We start from the raw sequence: 20,089 nt of genomic DNA on the forward strand, positions 1-20,089 counted from the left end.
CGGCCCCGACGACGACGTCAGCGCGCGCGGCCCCCACCGCGGCCGGTCGACCAGCCGAGGATCGCCATCGCCAACGCGAGCACGAACCCGCCCGCGGTGAGCGGTGTCACCTTCGGATCGGGGTCGACGAACGACTCGCGCCAGATGCGCTCGACCGGATAGCCCATGCTCATGAGTGCGCCGAGCACGCCGAGCGTGCGGGCCGCCGCGACCGGCGGTCGCCGACGCACCAGCAGCAGCGTCACCGCGACGGCCTGGACGATCATCATCGCCGTCGGTGCCGAGAGCGCCGTGCCCTCGAGCCAGTGCCGTCGGCGCATCTCGTCGGCCGAGCGCACCGGGTACCCCGGGACCTCGGGCGACAGCCCGTCCGCATACCCCTTCTTCAACCCGAGCGCGTTGAACGCCAGTTGGATGAGGCCGATCGCCCCCACGATCCGCAGCATGCGCACATGCTCGCACCGCCGGATGCCGACGGCAAGGGGGTGCGCGCGGGGCGGGGAGGGGCCGGTCGGCAGTCAGCGCTCGACCGCGTTGACCCCACGCACCATCCACTGTTCGGGGTTCGACAGCGGCTCGAAGCCGAATCGCTCGTACACTCCGTGCGCGTCGCCGGTCGCGAGCGCGATTCGCTTCAACCCGAGCGGGTCGAGGTCGGCCAGCACGAACCCGACGAGCCCCACGCCGACGCCGCGCCCGCGCGCCCCGGGGTCGACGATGACATCGCACAGCCACGCGAACGTGACGGCGTCGGTCACGACGCGCGCGTAGCCGAGCTGTTCGCCGGTCTGCTCGTCATACGCGCCGTAGTTGCGCGAGCCCGCGATCGCGGCATCCTGCGCCTCACGCGTGCGTCCGAGCGCCCAGTACGCGTGCTCCGACAGCCAGCGGTGCACGCGCTCGCGGTCGAGGTCGGCGGGGTCTGACGAGAAGCGGATGCCACGGGTCACCCGCCCATCCTCGCACCGAGCCGCCCGGGCTTCCGGCTCTCCTCGCGAACGGGGGAGGGGGCCGGGGCCCGGGAGGCGGGGAGAGCGAGGCGAACGGGGCGAGCGGGGAGAGCGGGAGCGCCGGCGCCGGGCGCGCGGCATCCGCTCGGCTCAGTGGTACCGGCCCGAGTACGCGTTGAGCGCAGGTTGCCCGCCGAGATGCGCGTAGAGCACGTTCGAGTCCTTCGGGATGTCGCGGCTCGAGACGAGGTCGATGAGCCCGGCCATCGACTTGCCCTCGTAGACGGGGTCGAGGATGACGCCCTCGAGGCGGCCCGTGAGGCGCATGGCCTCGTCGGTCGACTCGACGGGGATGCCGTAGAGGTCGCCGGCCCAGCCCTCGAGGACGGTGATCTCGTCGTCGCGCAGGTCGCGGCCGAGGCCGATGAGCTCCGCGGTATTCCGCGCGATGCGGGCGACCTGGTCGCGGGTCTCGTCGATCTTCGCCGACGCGTCGATGCCGATCACGCGGCGCGGGCGCCCGCCGAAGTCGTGCTCGAGGTCGGCGAAGCCGGCGATCATGCCCGCGTGCGTCGAGCCGGTCACCGAGCACACCACGATCGTGTCGAAGAACACGCCGAGCTCGGCCTCCTGCGCGGCGACCTCGTGCGCCCAGTTCGCGAAGCCGAGCCCGCCCAGCGCATGGTCGGATGCGCCGGCCGGGATCGGGTACGGGGTGCCGCCCGCGGCCTCGACGTCGGCGATCGCCTGCTTCCACGACTCGCGGAAGCCGATGCTGAACCCCGCGGGCGACAGGCGCACGTCGGCGCCCATGAGTCGCGACAGCATGATGTTGCCGACCCGGTCGTTCACCGAGTCGGGCCACTCGACCCAGTGCTCCTGCACGAGCACGGCCTTCATGCCGAGGTGCGCGGCGACTGCGGCGACCTGGCGCGTGTGGTTGGACTGCACGCCGCCGATCGAGACGAGCGTGTCGGCACCCTTGGCGAGCGCGTCGGGCACGAGGTACTCGAGCTTGCGGGTCTTGTTGCCGCCGAACGCCAAGCCGGAGTTCACGTCCTCGCGCTTCATCCAGACGCGTGCGCCGCCGAGGTGGGCGCTCAGGCGGTCGACCGGATGGACCGGGCTCGGCCCGAACGTCAGCCGGTGGCGGGGGAAGTCGGCGAGGGCCATGGTGCTCCTTGGTGCGATGGGATGGGGGTGGCGGCCTCGTCGTCGTCGAGGTGGAGCAAGCCGGCCGAGGGTCGACCGGTTGTCGTGGTGGATCGTGCCGGGTCGGTCAGCGGCATGCAATATATTGCAGCGGATGCCGCGGCATCCGTCAACCCCGGGGGTCGCGGGATGTCGGCGGGCGGGCGTACCGTGTGCGGCATCCGGAGCGTGGCATCCGATCGACCGGGCGCCGACGCTCGACCCGCAACCTGGAGGCATCATGGCCAACCTCGTCGTGCACTTCGAGATCCACGCGTCCGAGCCGCAGAAGCTGATCGACTTCTACGGCGACCTGCTCGGCTGGCGGTTCACGCAGTTCGGCGACATGCCGTACTGGACGATCGAGACCGGCGACGGCGCGATCGGCAACACGACGGAGCAGCCCGGTATGGGCATCAACGGCGGGCTCACCCAGCGCGAGGGCCCTGCTCCCGCACCCGGCGCACCGGTGAACGGCTGCAACATCGTCGTCGGCGTCGACGGCAGCATCGACGACCTCGTGGCCCGCGCCGTCGAGGGCGGCGGCACCGCGATCCAGCCCGCCGAGGACATGGAGGGCGTCGGCCGCGTCGCCTACCTCGCCGACCCCGAGGGCAACCCGTTCGGGCTCATCTCGCCGGTGATGTCCGACGGGCGCACCGCGATGGTGTAGTACCGCACTCGCGGCCCGGTGCGGGTGTCGGCGGGCGGTGCGATGATGAGCCCGTGCTGCTCGAGGAGCTCGTGGCGACCGCCGAACGCGTCGCATCGACGCGGTCGCGTCTGGCCAAGGTCGATGCGCTCGCCGAACTGCTCGCGCGACTCGACGCCGACGAGATCGCGCCCGCGGTCGGATTCCTCGTCGGCAAGGCGCGGCAGGGGCGTGTGGGCGTCGGCTGGCGCGGCCTGTCCGGCGCGATGGGCGAACCGGCGGATGCCGCGTCGCTGACGATCGCCGACCTCGACGTCGCGCTCGACCAGCTCGCCGCGGCATCCGGTGCCGGGTCGACCGCGGCGCGCGCCCGGACGCTGCGCGAGCTCGGGTCGCGCGCCACCGAGCGTGAGCAGGACTTCATCACCCGGGTACTGCTCGGCGAGGTGCGAACCGGCGCCCTCGAGGGTGTCGTGACCGACGCGATCGCGCGCGCCGCCGACCGGCCGGGCGAGGTCGTGCGGCGGGCGGCCATGCTCTCGGGCGACCTCGGCGAGACCGCGCGGCTCGCGCTTGCGGGCGCGCCCGGCGAGCTCGAGGCGGTCGGGCTCGTCGTCGGCCGCCCCGTGCAGCCCATGCTCGCGGCGACGGCCCCGACGGCGGCCGCGGCGATCGCGCAGGTCGGCGAGGCGTCGGTCGAGTACAAGCTCGACGGGGCGCGCATCCAGGTGCACCGCTCCGGTGACGACGTGCGGGTGTTCACCCGCAACCTGGCCGACATCACCCACCGCGTGCCAGAGGTGGTCGAGGTTGCGCGGGGCCTGCCCGTCCGCGAGGTGATCCTCGACGGCGAGACGCTGTCGCTCGACGAAGACGGCGGGCCGCGACCCTTCCAGGACACCATGGCCCGATTCGGGGCCGACGTCGCGCGCGAGGTGCTGCTGCATCCGTGGTTCTTCGACGTGCTGCACGTCGACGGGCGCGACCTGCTCGACGAGCCCCTGTCTGGCCGACTGGCCGAGCTCGAGCGGATCGCCGGGCCGAACCGCATTCCGGGCGAGATCACCGCCGACGCAGAGACCGCCGAGCGCGTGTCGCGCGACGCGCTCGCGGCCGGGCACGAAGGCGTGCTCGTGAAGGGCGTCGACTCGCCCTATGCGGCGGGCCGCCGCGGATCGAGCTGGATCAAGGTCAAGCCCGTGCACACCTACGACCTCGTCGTGCTCGGCGCCGAATGGGGCTCGGGGCGCCGCACCGGCTGGCTGTCCAACCTGCACCTCGGAGCGCTCGATCCGACGGGCGAGTTCGGCGAGGCAGGCGGATTCGTCATGGTCGGCAAGACCTTCAAGGGCCTCACCGACGAACTGCTGCGGTGGCAGACCGAGCGCTTCCCCGAGATCGAGACGCGGCGCACCGCCTCGACGGTGTTCGTCGAGCCGGTGACCGTCGTCGAGATCGCGATCGACGGCGTGCAGCGGTCGACGCGATACCCGGGCGGAGTCGCGCTGCGCTTCGCCCGCGTCAAGCGGTACCGAGACGACAAGCCGGCCGCCGAGGCCGACACGATCCAGACGCTGCGCGGGCTGCTGCGCGGCTGACCGAGGGGAGCACCATGGGCGAGGGTCAGGGACGGGTGCGCCAGCTGCGGCTCGTCGTCGAGGCCGACGACTTCGAGGCGGCGCTGCGGTTCTACCGCGACGTGCTCGGCATGCCCGAGTCGGAGGCGTACAGCGGGCCGAACGGCGCCGAGGTCGTCATCCTCGACGCCGGGCGCGCGACGCTCGAGCTGTCGAACCCGGCGCAGGTGCGCTTCATCGACCGCGTCGAGACCGACGGCGGGCGCAGCGATCACCTTCGCGTCGCGCTCGAGGTCGACGACACGGCGTCCGTCACCGACGAACTCGTCGAAGCCGGCGCCGAACTCGAGGCGTCGGCCCGTGAGACCCCGTGGCGCTCGGTCAACGCGCGGCTGCGAGGCCCGGCCCGGCTGCAGCTCACGCTCTTCCAGGAGCTCGACTGAGCCTCACTCGGTCATCTGGATGCCGGTGACCGGCACGCCCGCGCGCTCGTAGACGAGCGCGATCGCCCCCTTCGGGAACACGATCGGCTGCTGCGCGAGCGTGAAGGCGGCGGGGACCGTTCCCGGACCGAAGAGCCGCTTCCCGGTCCCGAACGCGATCGGGTAGAGGTAGAGGTTGAGCCGGTCCACGAGGTCGGCCGCGAGCAGCGACCGCGCCAGGTCGCCGCTGCCGATGACGTGGATCTCTTCGAAGCGTTCCTTGATCGCCGGCACCTCGGACGCGACATCCGTCACCACCGTCGTGCCGGACCACGACGGATCAGTGAGCGTGCGCGACGCGACGAACTTGGGGACCTGATCGAACTTCGCACCGACCTGCGTGTCGAGGTGCTTCGGCCAGTAGTCGGCGAAGATGTCGTAGGTCCGCCGGCCGAGCAGCAGCGCGTCGAGCCGGTCGATGCCCGCGCCGATGACCGAGCCGGATTCGTCGTCGAGGTACGGTGCCTGCCATCCGCCGTACTCGAAGCCGCCCTCGCGGTCCTCCTCCGGGCCGCCCGGCGCCTGGTAGACGCCGTCGAGCGTGATGAACAGGTCGACTGCGAGGATTCCCACGGGTGCTCCCTTCCGCGCCCCAATCTCGCGCGCCGCCGTCGGGGGTGTCAATGCCTTGCGGATGCGCCGCCGGCGGAGTGGGGTGGACGGGTGGGCAGCGAGACGGGATGATCCGACGCCGCCGGCGGCACGACGACGAGACGGTGGACGTGCGGGTCTCCGGTGGTGTGGTGCGCGGCGTGCGGGAACGCGGGCTGCTCGCCTGGCGAGGCATTCCGTACGCGGCCGCGCCCGTCGGACCACTGCGGTTCGCCGCTCCGGTCGCGGCACGCGTGTGGGCGGGCATCCGGCACGCCGCCGACTTCGGGCCCGTCGCACCGCAGGCCATCCGCAACCCGCTGGTCCACTCGCCGTCCGCCGCGATCCGCGCCGACGAGGACTGCCTGACCGTCAACGTGCATGCACCCGTGTGGGACGACGAGGCCTCGACGCCGTTGCCCGTGATGGTGTTCCTGCACGGCGGCGGATACAGCGTCGGTTCGTCCCGCGACTTCTCCGGGCAGGGCGAGGGGTTCGTTCGCGACGGGCGAATCGTCTACGTGAGCTTCAACTACCGGCTCGGGCCGCTCGGGTACCTCGACTTCACCCGCTACTCCACGCCGGAACGCCCGTTCGAGAGCAACCTGGGGCTCCGCGACCAAGTGGCCCTGCTCCGCTGGGTGCAGGAGAACATCGACGCGTTCGGCGGCGATCCGAACAACGTCACCGTGTTCGGCGCATCCGCAGGCGGCAACGCGGTGACGACGCTCATGGCCACCCCGTCGGCGCGCGGGCTGTTCGCGCGGGCGATCGTCCAGAGCCCGCCGCCGAACGCCGTCTACGCGCCTTCGCTGACCGCGCGGTGGGCGGGGGAATTCGTCGGCATCCTCCGCGGCGTGGTCGCGACGCGTGAGCGGCGTGACGTCCACCGCGGGCCGGATACCGGGACGTCCGCCCGGACGCCGCAGGAGCTGCTCGGTTCGGCCGCGCCCGACGACCTCGTCGCCGCCTGCGCCATCCTGCAGGTGCGCACGCCCGACGCAGACCCCGGGATTTTCTGCCTCGCGCCCGTGGTCGACGGGGCGTTGCTGCCGCGACATCCGATGCGGGCGTTCCGCGACGGCACCGCCCACCGGGTTCCGCTCATCATCGGCACCAACGACCGGGAGGGCGCCATCTTCCGCGGCCGGGTCGACATCCTGCCGCGAACGCCCGCGCGGATCGAGTCGCTGTTCGCCCGAGCGCCCGTCGGCGCTCGGGCGAGCATGCGAGCGGCCTATCCGGGCCTGCCCGCCCGGCGCCCCGCCGCCGACTTCGGCGGTGACTTCGGCTTCTGGTTCCCGAGCACGAGGGTCGCGGACTTCCACTCGCGATACGCCCCCACGTGGTCGTACCGCTTCGACGTGGCACCGCGGCTGCTCGAGGTGCTCGGCCTCGACGCGACGCACGGCGTGGAGATGTTCGCCCTCTTCGGCCGGACCGACCTGGCCCTGGCGAGGCTCATGACCGCGCTGGGCGGCACCGAGGCGTACGCCGCGGCCGGCGAGCGGATGCGGGCGATGTGGGTGCGCTTCGCGCAGGGCGTCGCACCGGATGGCGCATGGCCCCGTTACGGCGAGCATGGCCGTGCGACGCTGGTCATCGACGCCGACGACCGCGTCGCCTTCGATCCGCGTCGCGAACGACGGCGCGCGTGGACGCGGTTCCTCCCGGCGCTGGCCGGGTGACCGGGTCGACCTGCGGGCGAGTGCCGTGCCCACGCCATGGGGCCCGCGGTGCGCGTGCACCGCGGGCCCCGTGGCATCCGTCGACGTCGTCAGCGCGCGGCGACCAGCCGCACGCCCGCGACCAGGAGCGGGGCGTAGCAGGCGAGTGCCGCGAACACGCCGACGGGGCCGAGGCCGAACGCCGGGACGATCCACGGCAGGAAGCCGAGCGGCGCGATCCACCACGAGATCGCCTTGGCGCGGGCGAGGGCGAGCGACAGCAGGCCCATGCCGAGGAGTCCGCCGGCCATGCCGGTGTACTGCCAGATCGCCGACGTCCACTCCTTCGCGGTGGAGTCCATCGCGACGGCGTCCTCGATCGGGAGGGTGTTGCCGGCGCTGATCAGGAACCAGTCCGACAGCAGCAGGCCCGACATCTGGATCGAGCCGAACGCGAGCACGACCGCCGCGATCGACAGGAACACGCGGCCCGGAGCGCCGCGCAGCAGTCCGAGCGACGCGATCGCGCCGAACGCGAGCGCGACCCAGCCGTAGTGCAGCAGGTTCGCCGACCAGAGGCTGAGCGCCGGGTCGGCCGCGAGGGATTCGATGTACCCGGCGGTGCCGGGCCCGGTCTGCTCGGGCGAGGTGAGCATGCCGCCGGTGAACAGCAGCGGTGCGGCGACGAGGCCGAGGCCGCCGAGGCGCTGCAGCCGGTTCGGGCGCATCGGGCCGAGCTCGGTCGAGGTGATCCGGGGGCGCTTCGGGCGAACGGATGCCGCGCCGGGCGCGGGCTCGTGCGGGCCGGACGCGGTTGCGGTTGCGGCGGCGGCCGGCTCGGTGGTGGTGGCGGGTGAGAAGTCCATGTCGGTGCCTTTCGGGAGCGGGATCATTCGGTGATCCCAGATTCCCGGGCGGGCGACCCGGGCCCACAGGGTGCGGCGTCCCGCGGATGTCCCGACTCGCGCCCGGGACATCCGACTGGCCGGAGCGCCGGGTGCGGTCAGGCGCGACCGAGGCCCGCGTCGCGGGCGCGCACGATCGCCTCGGCGCGGTCGGCGACCTGGAGCTTCGCGAAGATGTTCGAGACGTTGTTGCGCACCGTCTTGGGCGACAGGAACAGCGCCTGCGCGATCTGCGGGTTGGAGCGGCCTGCGGCGAGCAGGTCGAGCACCTCGCGCTCGCGCGCCGTGAGCTGCGGGAACACCGCGGCGGCCGGCGCCGTCGCGGGGCCGGCGGCGAAGAACTCCGCGACGCGGCGCGCGATCGCGGCGCCGAAGACGAGCTCGCCGCGCGCGGCGGCGTCGATGGCCGCGCGGATCTCGTGCTGGCTCGCACCCTTGACGAGGTAACCGCGGGCGCCCGCGCGCATGGCCGCGAACACGGTCTCGTCGTCCTCCGACATCGTGAGCACGACCACCGCGAGGTGCGGATGTCGTGCGACGATCTCGCGCGTGGCCGCGATGCCGTCGAGCTTCGGCATCTGCACGTCCATGACGACCACGTCGGACTCGGACGTCTCAGCGGCCGCGAGCGCCTCCTCGCCGTCGGCGGCGGTCGCGACGACGTCGACGCCGTCGAGCGACTCGAGCAGCATCGCGAGGCCGTCGCGGTACACGGGGTGGTCGTCGACGAGGATGACGCGGATCGGGTCGTCAGGCATCGGCGGGTGCCTCCACTGGGGTCTCGGGGGTCTCGGTGGTCTCGGGGGTCGGATCGGGAGATGCGGAGGGGGTGCGGACCTCGACGCTGCGGGGCGCCGCAGCGAGCGGGAGCGTCGCCCGGACGAGCGTGCCGCCGCCGTCCGCCACGGCGAGCTCGAGCGTGCCGCCGAGCTCCACGGCCCGTTCCCGGAGCGACCGGAGCCCCACGCCGCCGACGGCGTCGGCCGGGATGCCGGTGCCGTCGTCGCGGACGGTGAGGCGCAGCATCCGCTCGTCGTGCTCGAGGCGGACGAGCACGTTCGCCGCGCCCGAATGGCGGCGGGCGTTGGTGAGCGCCTCCGAGGCGATGCGGTACGCCGCGACCTCGGCCGCGGGCGGCAGGTCGCGCGGGAGGTCGCCCTCGACGCGGACGACGACCTCGGCGCCCGTGAGGCGTTCCGCCTGCTGCTGCAGCGCACGCACGAGGCCGAGGTCATCGAGCGCGGGCGGCCGCAGGTCGTGCACGATGCGGCGGATCTCGTCGATGACTCCGGACTGGTCCTCGATCGCGGCGTCGACGAGCGCGAGCGAGCGAGCGGGATCACGCGTCGCGAGGTTGCGGGCCGTCTCGAGGCGCAGCTTCACGCCGCCGAGCAGCGGCCCGAGTCCGTCGTGCAGGTCGCGGCGCAGGCGCGAGCGCTCCTCCTCGCGAGCAACGATGAGTCGTTCCCGGATCGCCTGCAGCTCGCGGCCGAGCTCGGCGTTGCGCATCGCCGCGGCGGCGAGCCGCACGAGGTCGCCGAGCAGGCGCCGGTCGCGTTCGGAGACGACGGGACGCCGGCCCGGCTCCATGCGGATGCGGCCGATGACCTGCCCGCCGTGGTCGATGGGGATGTCGACCGGGTGCTCGGTCGGCGCGCCGTGCTCGGCGACGAGCGGCTCGGCTTCCGCCGAGGTGCCGGCCGGACGGTCGAGTTCGACGCGCACGTACGGCGACGCGAACGCCTCGGCGACGGCCTCGGCCAGGTCGCCGAGCTGCGCACGGGTGTCGATCGAGCGGTCGAGCCGGTCCCCGAGCGACGACACGACGGCGTACGGGTCGGTGCGGCGTCCGTTCACGAGACGGCTCGCGAACGCGAACATCCGCCCGCGAAGCGGCGCGTAGGCGACCGTCACCGCGACCACCGCGAGCAGCATGGCCACGCGGTCGTCGATCGCGCTGCCGACGAGCAGCACCACGAGCACGTCGACCACGATGATGGCGGCGATGAGCACCGCGTAGACGAGCGTCCACGACAGCAGCCGGTCGATCTCGTACAGCCGGTACCGGGCGACCGCGACCACGACCGACGCGCTCATGAGCCCGATCGTCACGGCGAGCAGCACGTCGACGACGGCCGTCGGCAGGAGCGGGTAGATCGCGAGCGCGCCCACGAACACGACGCCCGACCAGACGAGCCAGCGCAACTGCGCGCGCTCCTCCGGGCTCGCGCCGAAGCGTCGGCTCACGCTCACGACCAGCGACAGCACGAGGCTCGCGGCCAGGCACGGCAGGGCCGCGGCGAGGATCGCCGCCCACGCGGCATCCGTCAACGGGATCGTGAGGAGCGACCGGTCGAACGCAGCGAGCAGGTCGGTCCGGGCGGCGTCGTCGGCCGCGAGCGCGTCGACCGGGGCGAACAGGAACGCGAACGGCATGACGAGCGCCAGCGCGAGCGCGATGATCGACACGATCCGCCAGCCGCCGGGCCGCAGCCGGCCGTCGGGGAAGAGCAGGAGCAGCAGCACGATCGGCAGGAGCAGCACCGACCCCAGCCGGGTGAAGAACCAGAACGCCGGCACGGCCCACCACGCGTCGCGATCCTCGTACCAGGCGAGGTTCACCGCGGCCGAGGCGAGCCCGTCGACGACCCAGAGCGTGCCGAACCCCGTGAGCACGACGGCGATCGGATGCCACGCCAGCCGCCACATGAGCAGGGCGCCGGGCACGAGCATCGCCACCCCCGGCAGCACCCCCGACCAGCCCGACGACATCGGGGGATCCGGGTGCTCGGGCAGCACGCGCACGTCGATCGCGATCGCCCCGGCCGCAGCGACCGCCGCCACGACGAGTGCGAGGACGGTCGCGATGCGGCTGGAGGCGAGCGTCATCCGCTCATCGTCGCAGCCGCGGTGTCCCGCTGTCACGGGACACGTGTCCCGACTCAGGACGTCGGCCGTACCGCCGAGGACGAGCGCGCGCCGTGTGACCGACCCGGTAACCCCGCGTCGAGTTCCCACGCGGCATCCGCCCAGCCGCCCCCGCCTAGGCTTGGGCCCATGCGCCTCGCCCTCGTCCGCCACGGACAGACCGACTGGAACCTGAACGGGCTCATGCAGGGCCGCACCGACATCCCGCTGAACGACACCGGTCGCGCGCAGGCCGAGGCCGCCGCCGCGCTGCTCGACCGGGCCGACTGGGACGTCGTCGTCAGCTCGACGCTCGGCCGCGCGCGTGAGACGGCCGAGATCCTGGCCCGCGGGATCGGCCTGCCCGTCGCCGGCGCGTACGACGACCTCGTCGAGCAGGACTTCGGCGCCGCCGAGGGCACGCTCGTCGCCGAGATCGACGTGCGGTGGCCCGGCCGCGCGTTCCCGCGCAAGGAACTCGACGAGCACGTCGGCCCCCGCGGCGTCCGCGCCCTCGAGCGCATCGCCGCCGAGCACGCCGGTGCACGCGTGCTCGCCGTCGCGCACGGCACGCTCATCCGCCACGTGCTCGCCGAGCTGAGCGGCCACGACGCCCGCCACTATCCGCGTCTCGACAACCTCGCGATCTCCGAGGTGCGGCGAGCGGATGCCGCGTGGCAGGTGCTCACGGTCGGCGGCGCCCCGTTCGCCGAGGTGCGGGAGGGGCTCGACGCGGCCTCCGACCTCGTGCGGCTCGCGGGCTGACGCCGCCGCGGATCGAGGAGTGCCGTCGAAGGCGACGCGTCTCGAGACCCCCGCCGCACTGACGGTTCCCTCGCTCAGGTTGCGGGGCGATACTGCTCGGGTGTCCACCTCCGACGTGCCTGAGCGGTCGGCGCTCCCGACCGAGCCGGCGCGCCGGGTCTCCGGCCGCGCCGTCCGCCGCGCCGCGGCGGTGCTCGCGGCGGTCGCGGCAGTCGTCGCGATCGCCCTCGGGGTCTGGACGGCGCAGTCCGGGGCCGAGCGTCGCCATGCGACGGCGGTCGCCGCACATGCCGCCGCCGCTGAGGCCGTCACGAGCGCGCAGGACGACCTCGAGGCGGCCGCGGACGACGCATCGGCAGTGGCGGCGCTGGCGAAGGACGTCGGCGACCTCCCGGACGAGTACGTCGGCGCGGACGCCGGGTCCGGGTTCGCCGACGCCGCGGCCGAGGTCGCCGAGGAGCTCGACGAAGCCGAGGCGATCCCGGAGATCGCACCCGAGGTCGAACCGGGCGAACCCGGCGCCGACGGACCCCGCGCCCTCGACGACGCGGCCGAGCGCCTCGACGCCGACGCGGAGCGGCTGCAGCGGCACGCGAGCGAGTTGGACTCCGCCACAAATGAACTCCAGGCCGCCGCGGCCGACACGGACGAGGCCGCCGACGAGGTGCTCGCGGCGATCCCGCTCGCGGCCGAGGACCTCGAGGCGGAGTACGAGTCCGCTCGGAACCTCGAGCGTCTGGCGCTCCGGGAGGCGACCGCGCTCGTGGGCGCCGCGGACGACTGGAACGCCGACGCGGTCGACGCGGTCGTGCGCTACCTCGCGGCCGCGGATGCGCTCGTCGCCACGCACGCGGCGGAGGAGGCGGAGAAGGCCGGTCCGCTCTACGACCGCCGGAAGGAGGTCGAGGCGTTCGCGAGGGAGCTCGCGAACGGCGTGCTGCTCGAGTTCGACTGGGCGCCGACCGTGTCGGGCTTCGGCATGGGCGGGACCTACGGGGGCAGTGCCGTCTGGGACGTCACCGGCGGCGGGATCGCGACGATCGGATTCAGCGACAGCGTCGCCGAGCTCTGGGACGCGCCCGGCGTGCGCGCCCTCGTCGCGCACGAGGTCGGCCACGCCATGACCGGCAGGTGCCACGGGGAGATCGTGTCGGACCAGCTCGCCTACGTCGACAACGAGGCGTGGGCGACGGCCTGGGCGATCAGCATGGGTTACACGGGCGACGGCAGCGGCGAGTGGCTGTACGGGCGTCCCTCCGACGAGCTCATCGACCTCGCCGCGCGCTGCCGCTGACCCCGGTCGCCGACGCGCTGGGCCCATCCCAGCCGGACCGCGTCGGAACGGACGTAGAATCCGAAAATGGAGGCACCGGGAAGCACCACCCTGGTCGTCGTCGGCGAGGAGGCGACGACCGCGATCACGTCCCTCGCAGGTCTGCCGAACGTCGAGACCGCGACGTTCGCCGCGATGACGGATGCCACCGACGCCGAGGTCGTCACGTGGACCACCACGTCGCAGGCGCCGTACGTCGTGCACGACCGCGACCCGCTCGGCCACGTCGCATCCGCGTGGGTCGAGTTCTACGACGAGCGCTCGACGCTCGGCGTGCTGCAGCTCGAGATCGAGCAGCTGGTCGACGCGGTCGACCGGCGCGAGATCCGCGTCCCCGACTACTACGTCGTGCTCGAGCCGGAGACCATCCGCGGCACCTGGCTGCACTGGTGGCTCGGCGTGCTCGCCTCGGCGTCGCCGAACCGCGTCATCCCGTGGGCGCCGGGCGACGCGTCGCTCGCGGCGCTCATCCGGGGGCTGCCGACGGCGCGCGCCTGGCCTGACGTGCACGACTGGCTGCCGAACGTCGTGACCGCCGTGCCGGACCGCGTCGGGCTCGGACCGGCCTGACCGACGAGCGGCCGGCTCAGGCCGCCCCGGGCGTCGCCGGCGCGAGGTCGAGCGCCTGCTCCCGCAGCAGGTCGAGCGCGTGCTCGATCGCCCCGGTCGTGACGCACTCGGCGCCGAGTCGCGAGGTGCGCAGTTCGGGCACGGCGGGATCGTCGCTGGCGTCGAGGATCGCCGCGGCGCGCTGGATCACCAGCGGGAGCGAGGTCGCTGCCGCCCCACCGGCGATGACGCGGTCGACGTCGAGCAGGTCGCCGAGCACGAGGCAGATCCGCGCGAGCCGCGCCGCGAGCCGGTCGACGATGTCGACCGCGGCCGGGTCGCCCGCCGACGCGGCGCCGTGGACGTCGGACTCGTCGAGCGACTGGGGATCGAGCCGGCCCAGTGCGCTGTCGGCCGGAAGGCCCGATCGGATGGCGTCGACCGCCCAGCGGCGTGCGAGCAGGGCGAGGCCGTCCGCGGAGCCGACGCCCTCGACGTAGTCGAGAAAGCGGAGCTCGCCCGCGCATCCGCGACGGCCGCGCACGAGGCGCCCGTCGATCATGAGGCCGGCGCCGATGCCTTCGCCGAGGATGAGCGAGATGTGCGAGTCGACGTCGCGACCCTCGCCGTCGGCCGCCGATCGCTCCGCGATCGCGGCGAGGTTGGCGTCGTTCTCGACGGCGACGAGCGGCGCGGTGCCCCGGAACAGCCCGGCGTAGCCCGGGTTGACCGTACTCCAGAACCAGTCGTCGGCGGGGGAGTCGCCGTGACGGTCGACGGGTGCGGGCACGGCGACGGTGATCGCGAGCACCGTCGACGGGTCGGCGCCGGCATCGGCGAGCGCGCCGCGGACGACGTCGCGGGCGAGCGACCGACGTTGCTCGGCGTCCGCTCGCGGCTCGATGCGCTCGGGCCCGGACGCCGGAATGGCGACGCCCCGCCGGGCGAGCGGGGTTCCGCGGAGGTCGGCGACGGTGGCGGACACGTGGTCGAATCCCGCGTCGACGCCGATGACGAGGGCCGCGCGGTCGCGGAGCGCATACCGGCGCGCGGGGCGGCCCTTGGTGTAGGACCCGAAGGCGCGCGCATCGTCGAGCTCGGTGAGCCAACCCTGCGCCACCAGCTCGTCGCACACGCCGATCACGGTGGACCGCGTGAGGCCGGTCGCTGCCATGGCGTCGGTCGCGGTGAACGCGTCGCATCGCCACGCGTGCTCGAGCACGCGCCGTGCGTTCAGCCGACGCAGCACCTGCGGCGAGGTCGCCGCGCCTTTCCCATCCAACTCTTGACACCTCCGTGGTCCTCGGTCATTATTTACGACAACAAGTAAATCTACATCCTATATTTACTTCCGTCACCGTCGACACTCCGGATCGATGGCGACGGTACGGACCAGAGGAGACGAGGACGTGCCTCACCGAACCAGTACCACCGGCCCACGCCCCCGACGGCGGCCGGCACGATCCGCGCTCGCGGTCACCGGCATCCTCGGCGCCGCGCTCGCCATGTCGGGCTGCGCGAGCATCGCGGGTAGCGGCCCGGCCGAGATCACCTTCCACATGTCCAAGCCCGAGGCGATCCCCTTCTTCCGCGACCTCGTCCGCGAGTTCAACAGCGAGCAGTCCGACGTCCGCGTGACGCTCGACACCGCGTCGAACCTCTCGGCGGGCTTCCTGCGCGGCAACCCGCCCGACGTCGGCCTGCTCAACTACAACTACGAGATGGCGCGGTTCATGGAGCGCGGCGCGCTCTCCGACCTCTCCGACATGCCCGAGGCCGACCGCATCCGGCCCGAGGTGCAGGACCTCGTCGACCAGTACTCGACCTACCCCGGTCGCACGAGCGTGCTGCCGTACTCGGTCGCTGCGGCATCCGTCATCTACAACGTCGAGATCTTCGAGGAGCACGGCATCGAGGTGCCGACCACCTGGGACGAGCTCATCGCCATCTGCGACGAGCTCGAGGCCGCCGGCGTCACCCCGATCTACAGCACCTTCAAGGACCCGTGGACGCTCGGCCAGGGGCTCTTCGACTACAGCGCGGGCGGGCAGATGGATGTCGCCGACTTCGTCGACCAGCTCGACGAGCTCGGCACCGAGGTCGGCCCCGACTCCCCGGCGTCGTTCCAGAAGGACGTCCTCCGACCGAGCGAGCAGATGAAGCAGCTCGCCGACTACTCCAACGACGATGCCGCGAGCCGGGGCTACGGCGACGGCAACGTCGCCTTCGCGAACGGCGAGGGCGCGATGTACATGCAGGGGCCGTGGGCGCTCGGCGAGATCGCGAAGACCGCCCCCGACCTCGAGCTCGCGACCTTCCCGCTGCCGGTGACCGACGACCCCGACGACCTCAAGGTGCGCGTCAACCTCGACCTCGCCCTCTGGATCCCCGAGGCGAGCGACGACAAGGAGGCCGCGCGCACCTTCGTGTCCTACCTCATGCAGCAGGAGGTCATGGACGAGTACAACGCGGCGTTCCTCGGCTTCGGCACGACGACCGAGGCAGCGGATGTCACGGACGAGCGCATCCTGCCGATGCAGGAGTACTACGACGACGGCGCCTTCTACCAGGGACTGTCCCGGTCGATCCCGCTCACCATCCCGATCGACAACTACATCCAGACCATGGCGACGGGCGGCGACATCCCCGCGACCCTCGCCACGATCGACGCCGACTGGGCCCGGCTCGCCCTTCGCGGCTGACCGGCGACGAGAGGATTCGACATGACCACGCCCATCACCCCCGCCGCGGCATCCGCCGGCTCGCTCGTCGACGAGGCCGAGCACGGACGGGTCGACCACCTCGCGGGCAGCGCCCACGACACGCGCGGCCGAACCCGCGTCGAGCCGATCTACTACTGGTTCCTCGTGCCGACGCTCGTGCTGTTCACGCTCGCCATCACGGTGCCCGCCGTGCTCGGCATCTTCTACTCGTTCACGAACTTCATCGGGTTCGGCGAGTGGGAGTTCATCGGGTTCACGAACTACATCGCGGTGTTCTCCGACCCGGCGATCCTCGCCGGGTACACGTTCACGTTCGGCTTCGCGATCGTAACGGTGCTGCTCGTCAACGTCATCGCGTTCCTGCTCGCCGTCGGCCTGACCTCGCGGATCCGGTTGAAGACCGGCCTCCGGGCCGTGTTCGTGATCCCGATGGTGATCTCGGGCATCGTGATCGCCTACGTCTTCAACTTCCTGTTCTCGAACTCGCTGCCGGCGCTCGGCGCCTCGCTCGGCATCCCGTGGCTGTCGGAGTCGATCCTCGCCAACCCCGACCTCGCCTGGCTCTCGATCGTCATCGTCTCCGCATGGCAGTCGATCCCGGCGACGCTGCTCATCTACATCGCCGGACTCCTGTCCATCCCGGGCGAGGTGTACGAGGCCGCCGACATCGACGGCGCCAACGCCTGGAACCGGCTCTGGTCCGTCACGCTGCCGCTCGTCGCCGGCTACGTCGTGATCAACATGATCCTCGGCTTCAAGAACTACCTGAACGTGTACGACGTCATCGTCGGCCTCACCCAGGGCGGGCCCGGCACGTCGACCCGCAGCATCGCGATGACGATCTTCACGGGCTTCACGGGCGGCGACTACGCCTACCAGATGGCCAACGCGACGATCTTCTTCATCATCGCCGTCGCGATCTCCGTACTGCAGCTCCGAATCACCCGCGGAAAGGCGGCGATCTCATGACCCAGGCAGCAGCCAAGCCCGTCGCAACGACGGCCCCGCGCGCGGTCGAGCGCGACGAGGCGCCCGCCACCACCGCCCGCCGCCGTCGCGGCCGGGTGGGGCAGGAGCGGACGAACTGGTCGACCATGGTCATCCTGTTCCTCTGCGCACTGACCGTGATCCTCCCGCTCTACGTCACGATCTCGATGTCGCTGAAGTCGACGTCGCAGGCGGTGGACGGCAACGCCTTCTCGCTGCCGAACCCGATCGACTTCTCCGGGTTCGCGGCGGCGTGGGAGCTCACCAACTTCCCGGTCGCGTTCACGATCTCGCTCCTCGTCACCCTCGGCACGGTCGTCGGCACGGTGCTGCTCGCGTCGCTCGCGTCGTACGCGATCGTCCGCAACTGGGACCGCAGGTTCTTCCGCTGGTCGTTCTTCTACCTGCTCGCGGCGATGTTCCTGCCATTCCCCGTCGTGGCACTCCCGCAGATCCAGCTCACGGGTCTGACCGGGCTGGCGAACCCGGTCGGCGTCACGATCCTGCACGTCATGTTCCAGCTGTCGTTCAGCATCCTGCTGTTCACGGCGTTCCTCCGCTCGATCCCGCTCGAGCTCGAGGAGAGCGCCCGGATCGACGGAGCGACGACCTGGCAGACGTTCCGCCAGCTGATCTTCCCGCTGCTCGCGCCCATGAGCGCGACCGTGGCGATCTTCGCGTTCCTCGCCTCGTGGAACGACTTCATGATGCCGTCGCTCATCATCGCCGACTCGGCGCAGCAGACCCTCCCGGTGGTGCAATCCATCTTCCAGACCCAGTTCAGCAACAACTACAACGTGTCGTTCGCCTCGTACCTCATGGCGATGGCGCCCGCGATCATCGTCTACCTGTTCACGCAGCGCTGGGTGATGGAGGGCGTGACGCAGGGCGCGGTCAAGGGCTGACCGCCCGCGAGTCCCGCGCCGTCCCGTGCCCGCCCACCGATATCCCGAATTCCGGACCCCTCTCGAAAGGAACCCGACTCATATGACCACCATTCGCCCGACGACGATCGATGCCGGGACCGTGCTGGCCGCCGATCCGGACTGGTGGCGGCAGGCCGCGGTGTACCAGGTCTATCCGCGCAGTTTCGCCGACGCGAACGGTGACGGGATCGGCGACCTGCGCGGGATCACCGCCCGGATCCCGTACCTGGTGGAGCTCGGCGTGGATGCGGTGTGGCTCTCTCCGTTCTACCCGTCGGCGCTGGCCGATGGCGGGTACGACGTCGACGACTACCGGGATGTGGACCCGAAGCTGGGCACACTGGCCGACTTCGACGAGATGATCGCCGCGTTGCACGGCGCGGGGATCCGGTTGATCGCCGATATCGTGCCGAATCACTCCTCGGACCGGCACGAGTGGTTCCGCGAGGCGCTGGCGTCACCGCCCGGGTCCGCAGCCCGGGACCGGTACATCTTCCGTGACGGTGAGGGCCCGGACCGCAGCGAGCCGCCGAGCGATTGGGAGTCGATCTTCGGCGGGTCGGCGTGGCAGCCGGTCGGTGACGGGCAGTTCTACCTGCACCTGTTCGCGCCGGAGCAGCCCGACCTGAACTGGGCCAACCGGCAGGTGCGCGATGACTTCCTGGCCACCATCCGGTTCTGGTCGGACCGTGGTGTGGACGGGTTCCGGGTCGATGTCGCGCACGCGCTGGCGAAGGACCTGACCTACCCGTTGCGCTCGCACGCCGAACTGGAGCAGACCAGGCTCGCCGGCGACGGGTCGCACCCGCTCTGGGACCGGGAGGAACTCGACGAGATCTACGCCGAGTGGCGTGCCGTGTTCGACGAGTACGACCCGCCCCGCACCGCGGTCGCCGAGGCGTGGGTCGCACCCACCCGCCGGCACCGGTACGCCGCCCCGACCAGCCTGGGCCAGGCGTTCAACTTCGACCTGCTCCGGGCGAACTTCGACGCGGCCGAGTTCCACGAGATCGTCGACCGCAACATGGCCTTCGCCGCCGAGACCGGCTCGTCGAACACGTGGGTGTTCTCCAACCACGACGTGATCCGGCACGCCACCCGGTACGGGCTGCCCGACGACGACACCGCCGGCTACGACATCGGCAAGCAGTGGCTGTTCTCCGGCGGGGTCTCGCCGGCCGTCGACGCCGCGCGGGGGCTGCGGCGGGCGCGGGCCGCGACGCTGTTCCTGCTCGGCCTACCCGGGTCGGCCTACCTGTACCAGGGCGAGGAACTCGGCCTGCCCGAGGTCGCCGACATCCCCGACACCGCCCGGCAGGACCCGAGCTTCTTCCGCAACGCCGGCGTCGAGATCGGCCGCGACGGATGCCGCGTCCCGCTGCCCTGGGCCGCCGACGCCCCCTCCTACGGGTTCGGGCCCACGGACGCCGCCCACCTGCCCCAACCGGAATGGTTCGCCCAGTACGCCGTCGACCTGCAGGCCGCCGACCCGAACTCCACCCTGACCATGTACCGGCGTGCGCTCGCCCTCCGCCACGAACTCCAGGGCCCCGAGAACCTCGCCTGGATCGCACTCGACCACCCCGACCTGCTCGCCTACCAACGCCCCGGCGGCTGGACCATCCTCACCAACTTCGGCGATGCCCCCGTCCCGCTGCCGTCGGCCTTCGCCGACCGCGAGCAGGTGCTGTCCAGCGGTCCGATCGACGACGCCGCGCTGCTGCCCGCCGAGACCACCATCTGGTACCGCTGACCAGATCGAGACGCACCGTTCCGACCGCGACGGCCCGGTACTCCGGTACCGGGCCGCCGCGAAGGTGCATCGATCGCCGAAGGCCCGCGATCGATGGCGACCCGGTTCCCGTCAGCCGCGCATATGCACCT

Annotated in this window: 19 protein-coding genes; 11 read left to right on the forward strand and 8 right to left on the reverse strand. The window is 72.2% G+C overall.

Translation table 11 applies throughout. The features are described from left to right. Positions 1 to 17: 17 nt before the first annotated feature. From ACULK4_RS04420 to ACULK4_RS04430, 3 genes are all read right to left on the reverse strand, one after another. A complete protein-coding gene (locus tag ACULK4_RS04420; protein WP_445965864.1) occupies positions 18 to 446 on the reverse strand; it encodes a hypothetical protein in 429 nt (142 codons plus the stop codon). Between the two features lie 72 nt (positions 447 to 518). Next, positions 519 to 950, reverse strand: a complete 432-nt coding sequence (locus ACULK4_RS04425; protein ID WP_445965863.1) for a GNAT family N-acetyltransferase — start codon at positions 948 to 950, stop codon at positions 519 to 521. 150 nt (positions 951 to 1,100) lie between these two features. After that, entirely contained in the window at positions 1,101 to 2,123 is a 1,023-nt protein-coding gene (locus ACULK4_RS04430) for a 1-aminocyclopropane-1-carboxylate deaminase (RefSeq protein ID WP_445965862.1), read from the reverse strand. Positions 2,124 to 2,382: 259 nt separating this feature from the next. On the opposite strand from ACULK4_RS04430, the gene ACULK4_RS04435 reads away from it, so the two are divergent. Genes ACULK4_RS04435 through ACULK4_RS04445 form a run of 3 tightly spaced genes read left to right on the forward strand, consistent with a single transcriptional unit; the run spans position 2,383 to position 4,813 of the window. Next, positions 2,383 to 2,814 carry a VOC family protein gene (locus ACULK4_RS04435; RefSeq protein ID WP_445965861.1) on the forward strand — a complete coding sequence of 144 codons (432 nt, stop codon included), beginning with the start codon at positions 2,383 to 2,385 and terminating at the stop codon, positions 2,812 to 2,814. A 53-nt stretch (positions 2,815 to 2,867) separates the two neighbouring features. Then, positions 2,868 to 4,391 carry an ATP-dependent DNA ligase gene (locus ACULK4_RS04440; RefSeq protein ID WP_445965860.1) on the forward strand — a complete coding sequence of 508 codons (1,524 nt, stop codon included), beginning with the start codon at positions 2,868 to 2,870 and terminating at the stop codon, positions 4,389 to 4,391. A gap of 14 nt (positions 4,392 to 4,405) precedes the next feature. Continuing rightward, positions 4,406 to 4,813: a VOC family protein gene (locus ACULK4_RS04445; protein WP_445965859.1), complete on the forward strand. Its 408-nt coding sequence runs from the start codon at positions 4,406 to 4,408 to the stop codon at positions 4,811 to 4,813. 3 nt (positions 4,814 to 4,816) lie between these two features. Here ACULK4_RS04445 and ACULK4_RS04450 read toward each other — a convergent pair whose 3' ends face one another. Further along, complete coding sequence (locus ACULK4_RS04450; RefSeq protein ID WP_445965858.1) at positions 4,817 to 5,425, reverse strand: dihydrofolate reductase family protein; 609 nt, start codon at positions 5,423 to 5,425, stop codon at positions 4,817 to 4,819. A 107-nt stretch (positions 5,426 to 5,532) separates the two neighbouring features. Between ACULK4_RS04450 and ACULK4_RS04455 the strand changes: the two genes are divergently transcribed. Beyond that, positions 5,533 to 7,131 carry a carboxylesterase/lipase family protein gene (locus ACULK4_RS04455; RefSeq protein ID WP_445965857.1) on the forward strand — a complete coding sequence of 533 codons (1,599 nt, stop codon included), beginning with the start codon at positions 5,533 to 5,535 and terminating at the stop codon, positions 7,129 to 7,131. Positions 7,132 to 7,220: 89 nt separating this feature from the next. On the opposite strand, the gene ACULK4_RS04460 is transcribed toward ACULK4_RS04455, so the two are convergent. The 3 genes from ACULK4_RS04460 to ACULK4_RS04470 form a co-directional block, all read right to left on the reverse strand. Continuing rightward, positions 7,221 to 7,976, reverse strand: coding sequence for a hypothetical protein (locus ACULK4_RS04460; protein WP_445965856.1), 756 nt, complete (start codon positions 7,974 to 7,976; stop codon positions 7,221 to 7,223). 137 nt (positions 7,977 to 8,113) lie between these two features. Beyond that, the gene (locus tag ACULK4_RS04465) at positions 8,114 to 8,773 is read right to left on the reverse strand and encodes a response regulator transcription factor (RefSeq protein WP_445965855.1); all 660 of its coding nucleotides are present in this window, start codon (positions 8,771 to 8,773) and stop codon (positions 8,114 to 8,116) included. Continuing rightward, positions 8,766 to 10,904, reverse strand: a complete 2,139-nt coding sequence (locus ACULK4_RS04470; RefSeq protein WP_445965854.1) for a sensor histidine kinase — start codon at positions 10,902 to 10,904, stop codon at positions 8,766 to 8,768. Before ACULK4_RS04470 ends, ACULK4_RS04465 begins: the two co-directional genes overlap by 8 nt. Before the next feature lie 168 nt (positions 10,905 to 11,072). Between ACULK4_RS04470 and ACULK4_RS04475 the strand changes: the two genes are divergently transcribed. The 3 genes from ACULK4_RS04475 to ACULK4_RS04485 all read left to right on the forward strand — a co-directional run bounded on the left by ACULK4_RS04475 (position 11,073) and on the right by ACULK4_RS04485 (position 13,590). Continuing rightward, on the forward strand, positions 11,073 to 11,687 hold the full coding sequence (locus tag ACULK4_RS04475) for a histidine phosphatase family protein (RefSeq protein ID WP_445965853.1): 615 nt from the start codon (positions 11,073 to 11,075) through the stop codon (positions 11,685 to 11,687). Between the two features lie 100 nt (positions 11,688 to 11,787). Further along, complete coding sequence (locus ACULK4_RS04480; RefSeq protein WP_445965852.1) at positions 11,788 to 12,981, forward strand: hypothetical protein; 1,194 nt, start codon at positions 11,788 to 11,790, stop codon at positions 12,979 to 12,981. Between the two features lie 66 nt (positions 12,982 to 13,047). After that, a complete protein-coding gene (locus tag ACULK4_RS04485) occupies positions 13,048 to 13,590 on the forward strand; it encodes a hypothetical protein (RefSeq protein WP_445965851.1) in 543 nt (180 codons plus the stop codon). Between the two features lie 16 nt (positions 13,591 to 13,606). On the opposite strand, the gene ACULK4_RS04490 is transcribed toward ACULK4_RS04485, so the two are convergent. Next, positions 13,607 to 14,851, reverse strand: coding sequence for an ROK family protein (locus ACULK4_RS04490; protein WP_445965850.1), 1,245 nt, complete (start codon positions 14,849 to 14,851; stop codon positions 13,607 to 13,609). A gap of 127 nt (positions 14,852 to 14,978) precedes the next feature. Between ACULK4_RS04490 and ACULK4_RS04495 the strand changes: the two genes are divergently transcribed. The 4 genes from ACULK4_RS04495 to ACULK4_RS04510 all read left to right on the forward strand — a co-directional run bounded on the left by ACULK4_RS04495 (position 14,979) and on the right by ACULK4_RS04510 (position 19,958). Beyond that, positions 14,979 to 16,271 (forward strand): ABC transporter substrate-binding protein, encoded by a 1,293-nt coding sequence (locus ACULK4_RS04495; RefSeq protein WP_445965849.1) that lies wholly within the window; start codon positions 14,979 to 14,981, stop codon positions 16,269 to 16,271. 21 nt (positions 16,272 to 16,292) lie between these two features. Continuing rightward, positions 16,293 to 17,261 carry a carbohydrate ABC transporter permease gene (locus ACULK4_RS04500; RefSeq protein WP_445965848.1) on the forward strand — a complete coding sequence of 323 codons (969 nt, stop codon included), beginning with the start codon at positions 16,293 to 16,295 and terminating at the stop codon, positions 17,259 to 17,261. Further along, the gene (locus ACULK4_RS04505; RefSeq protein WP_445965847.1) at positions 17,258 to 18,184 is read left to right on the forward strand and encodes a carbohydrate ABC transporter permease; all 927 of its coding nucleotides are present in this window, start codon (positions 17,258 to 17,260) and stop codon (positions 18,182 to 18,184) included. The genes ACULK4_RS04500 and ACULK4_RS04505 overlap by 4 nt, the downstream gene beginning before the upstream one ends. A gap of 82 nt (positions 18,185 to 18,266) precedes the next feature. Continuing rightward, positions 18,267 to 19,958, forward strand: coding sequence for a glycoside hydrolase family 13 protein (locus ACULK4_RS04510; protein ID WP_445965846.1), 1,692 nt, complete (start codon positions 18,267 to 18,269; stop codon positions 19,956 to 19,958). Positions 19,959 to 20,089: the final 131 nt, after the last annotated feature.

It is taken from the genome of Agromyces selenitireducens (genome assembly GCF_052748465.2).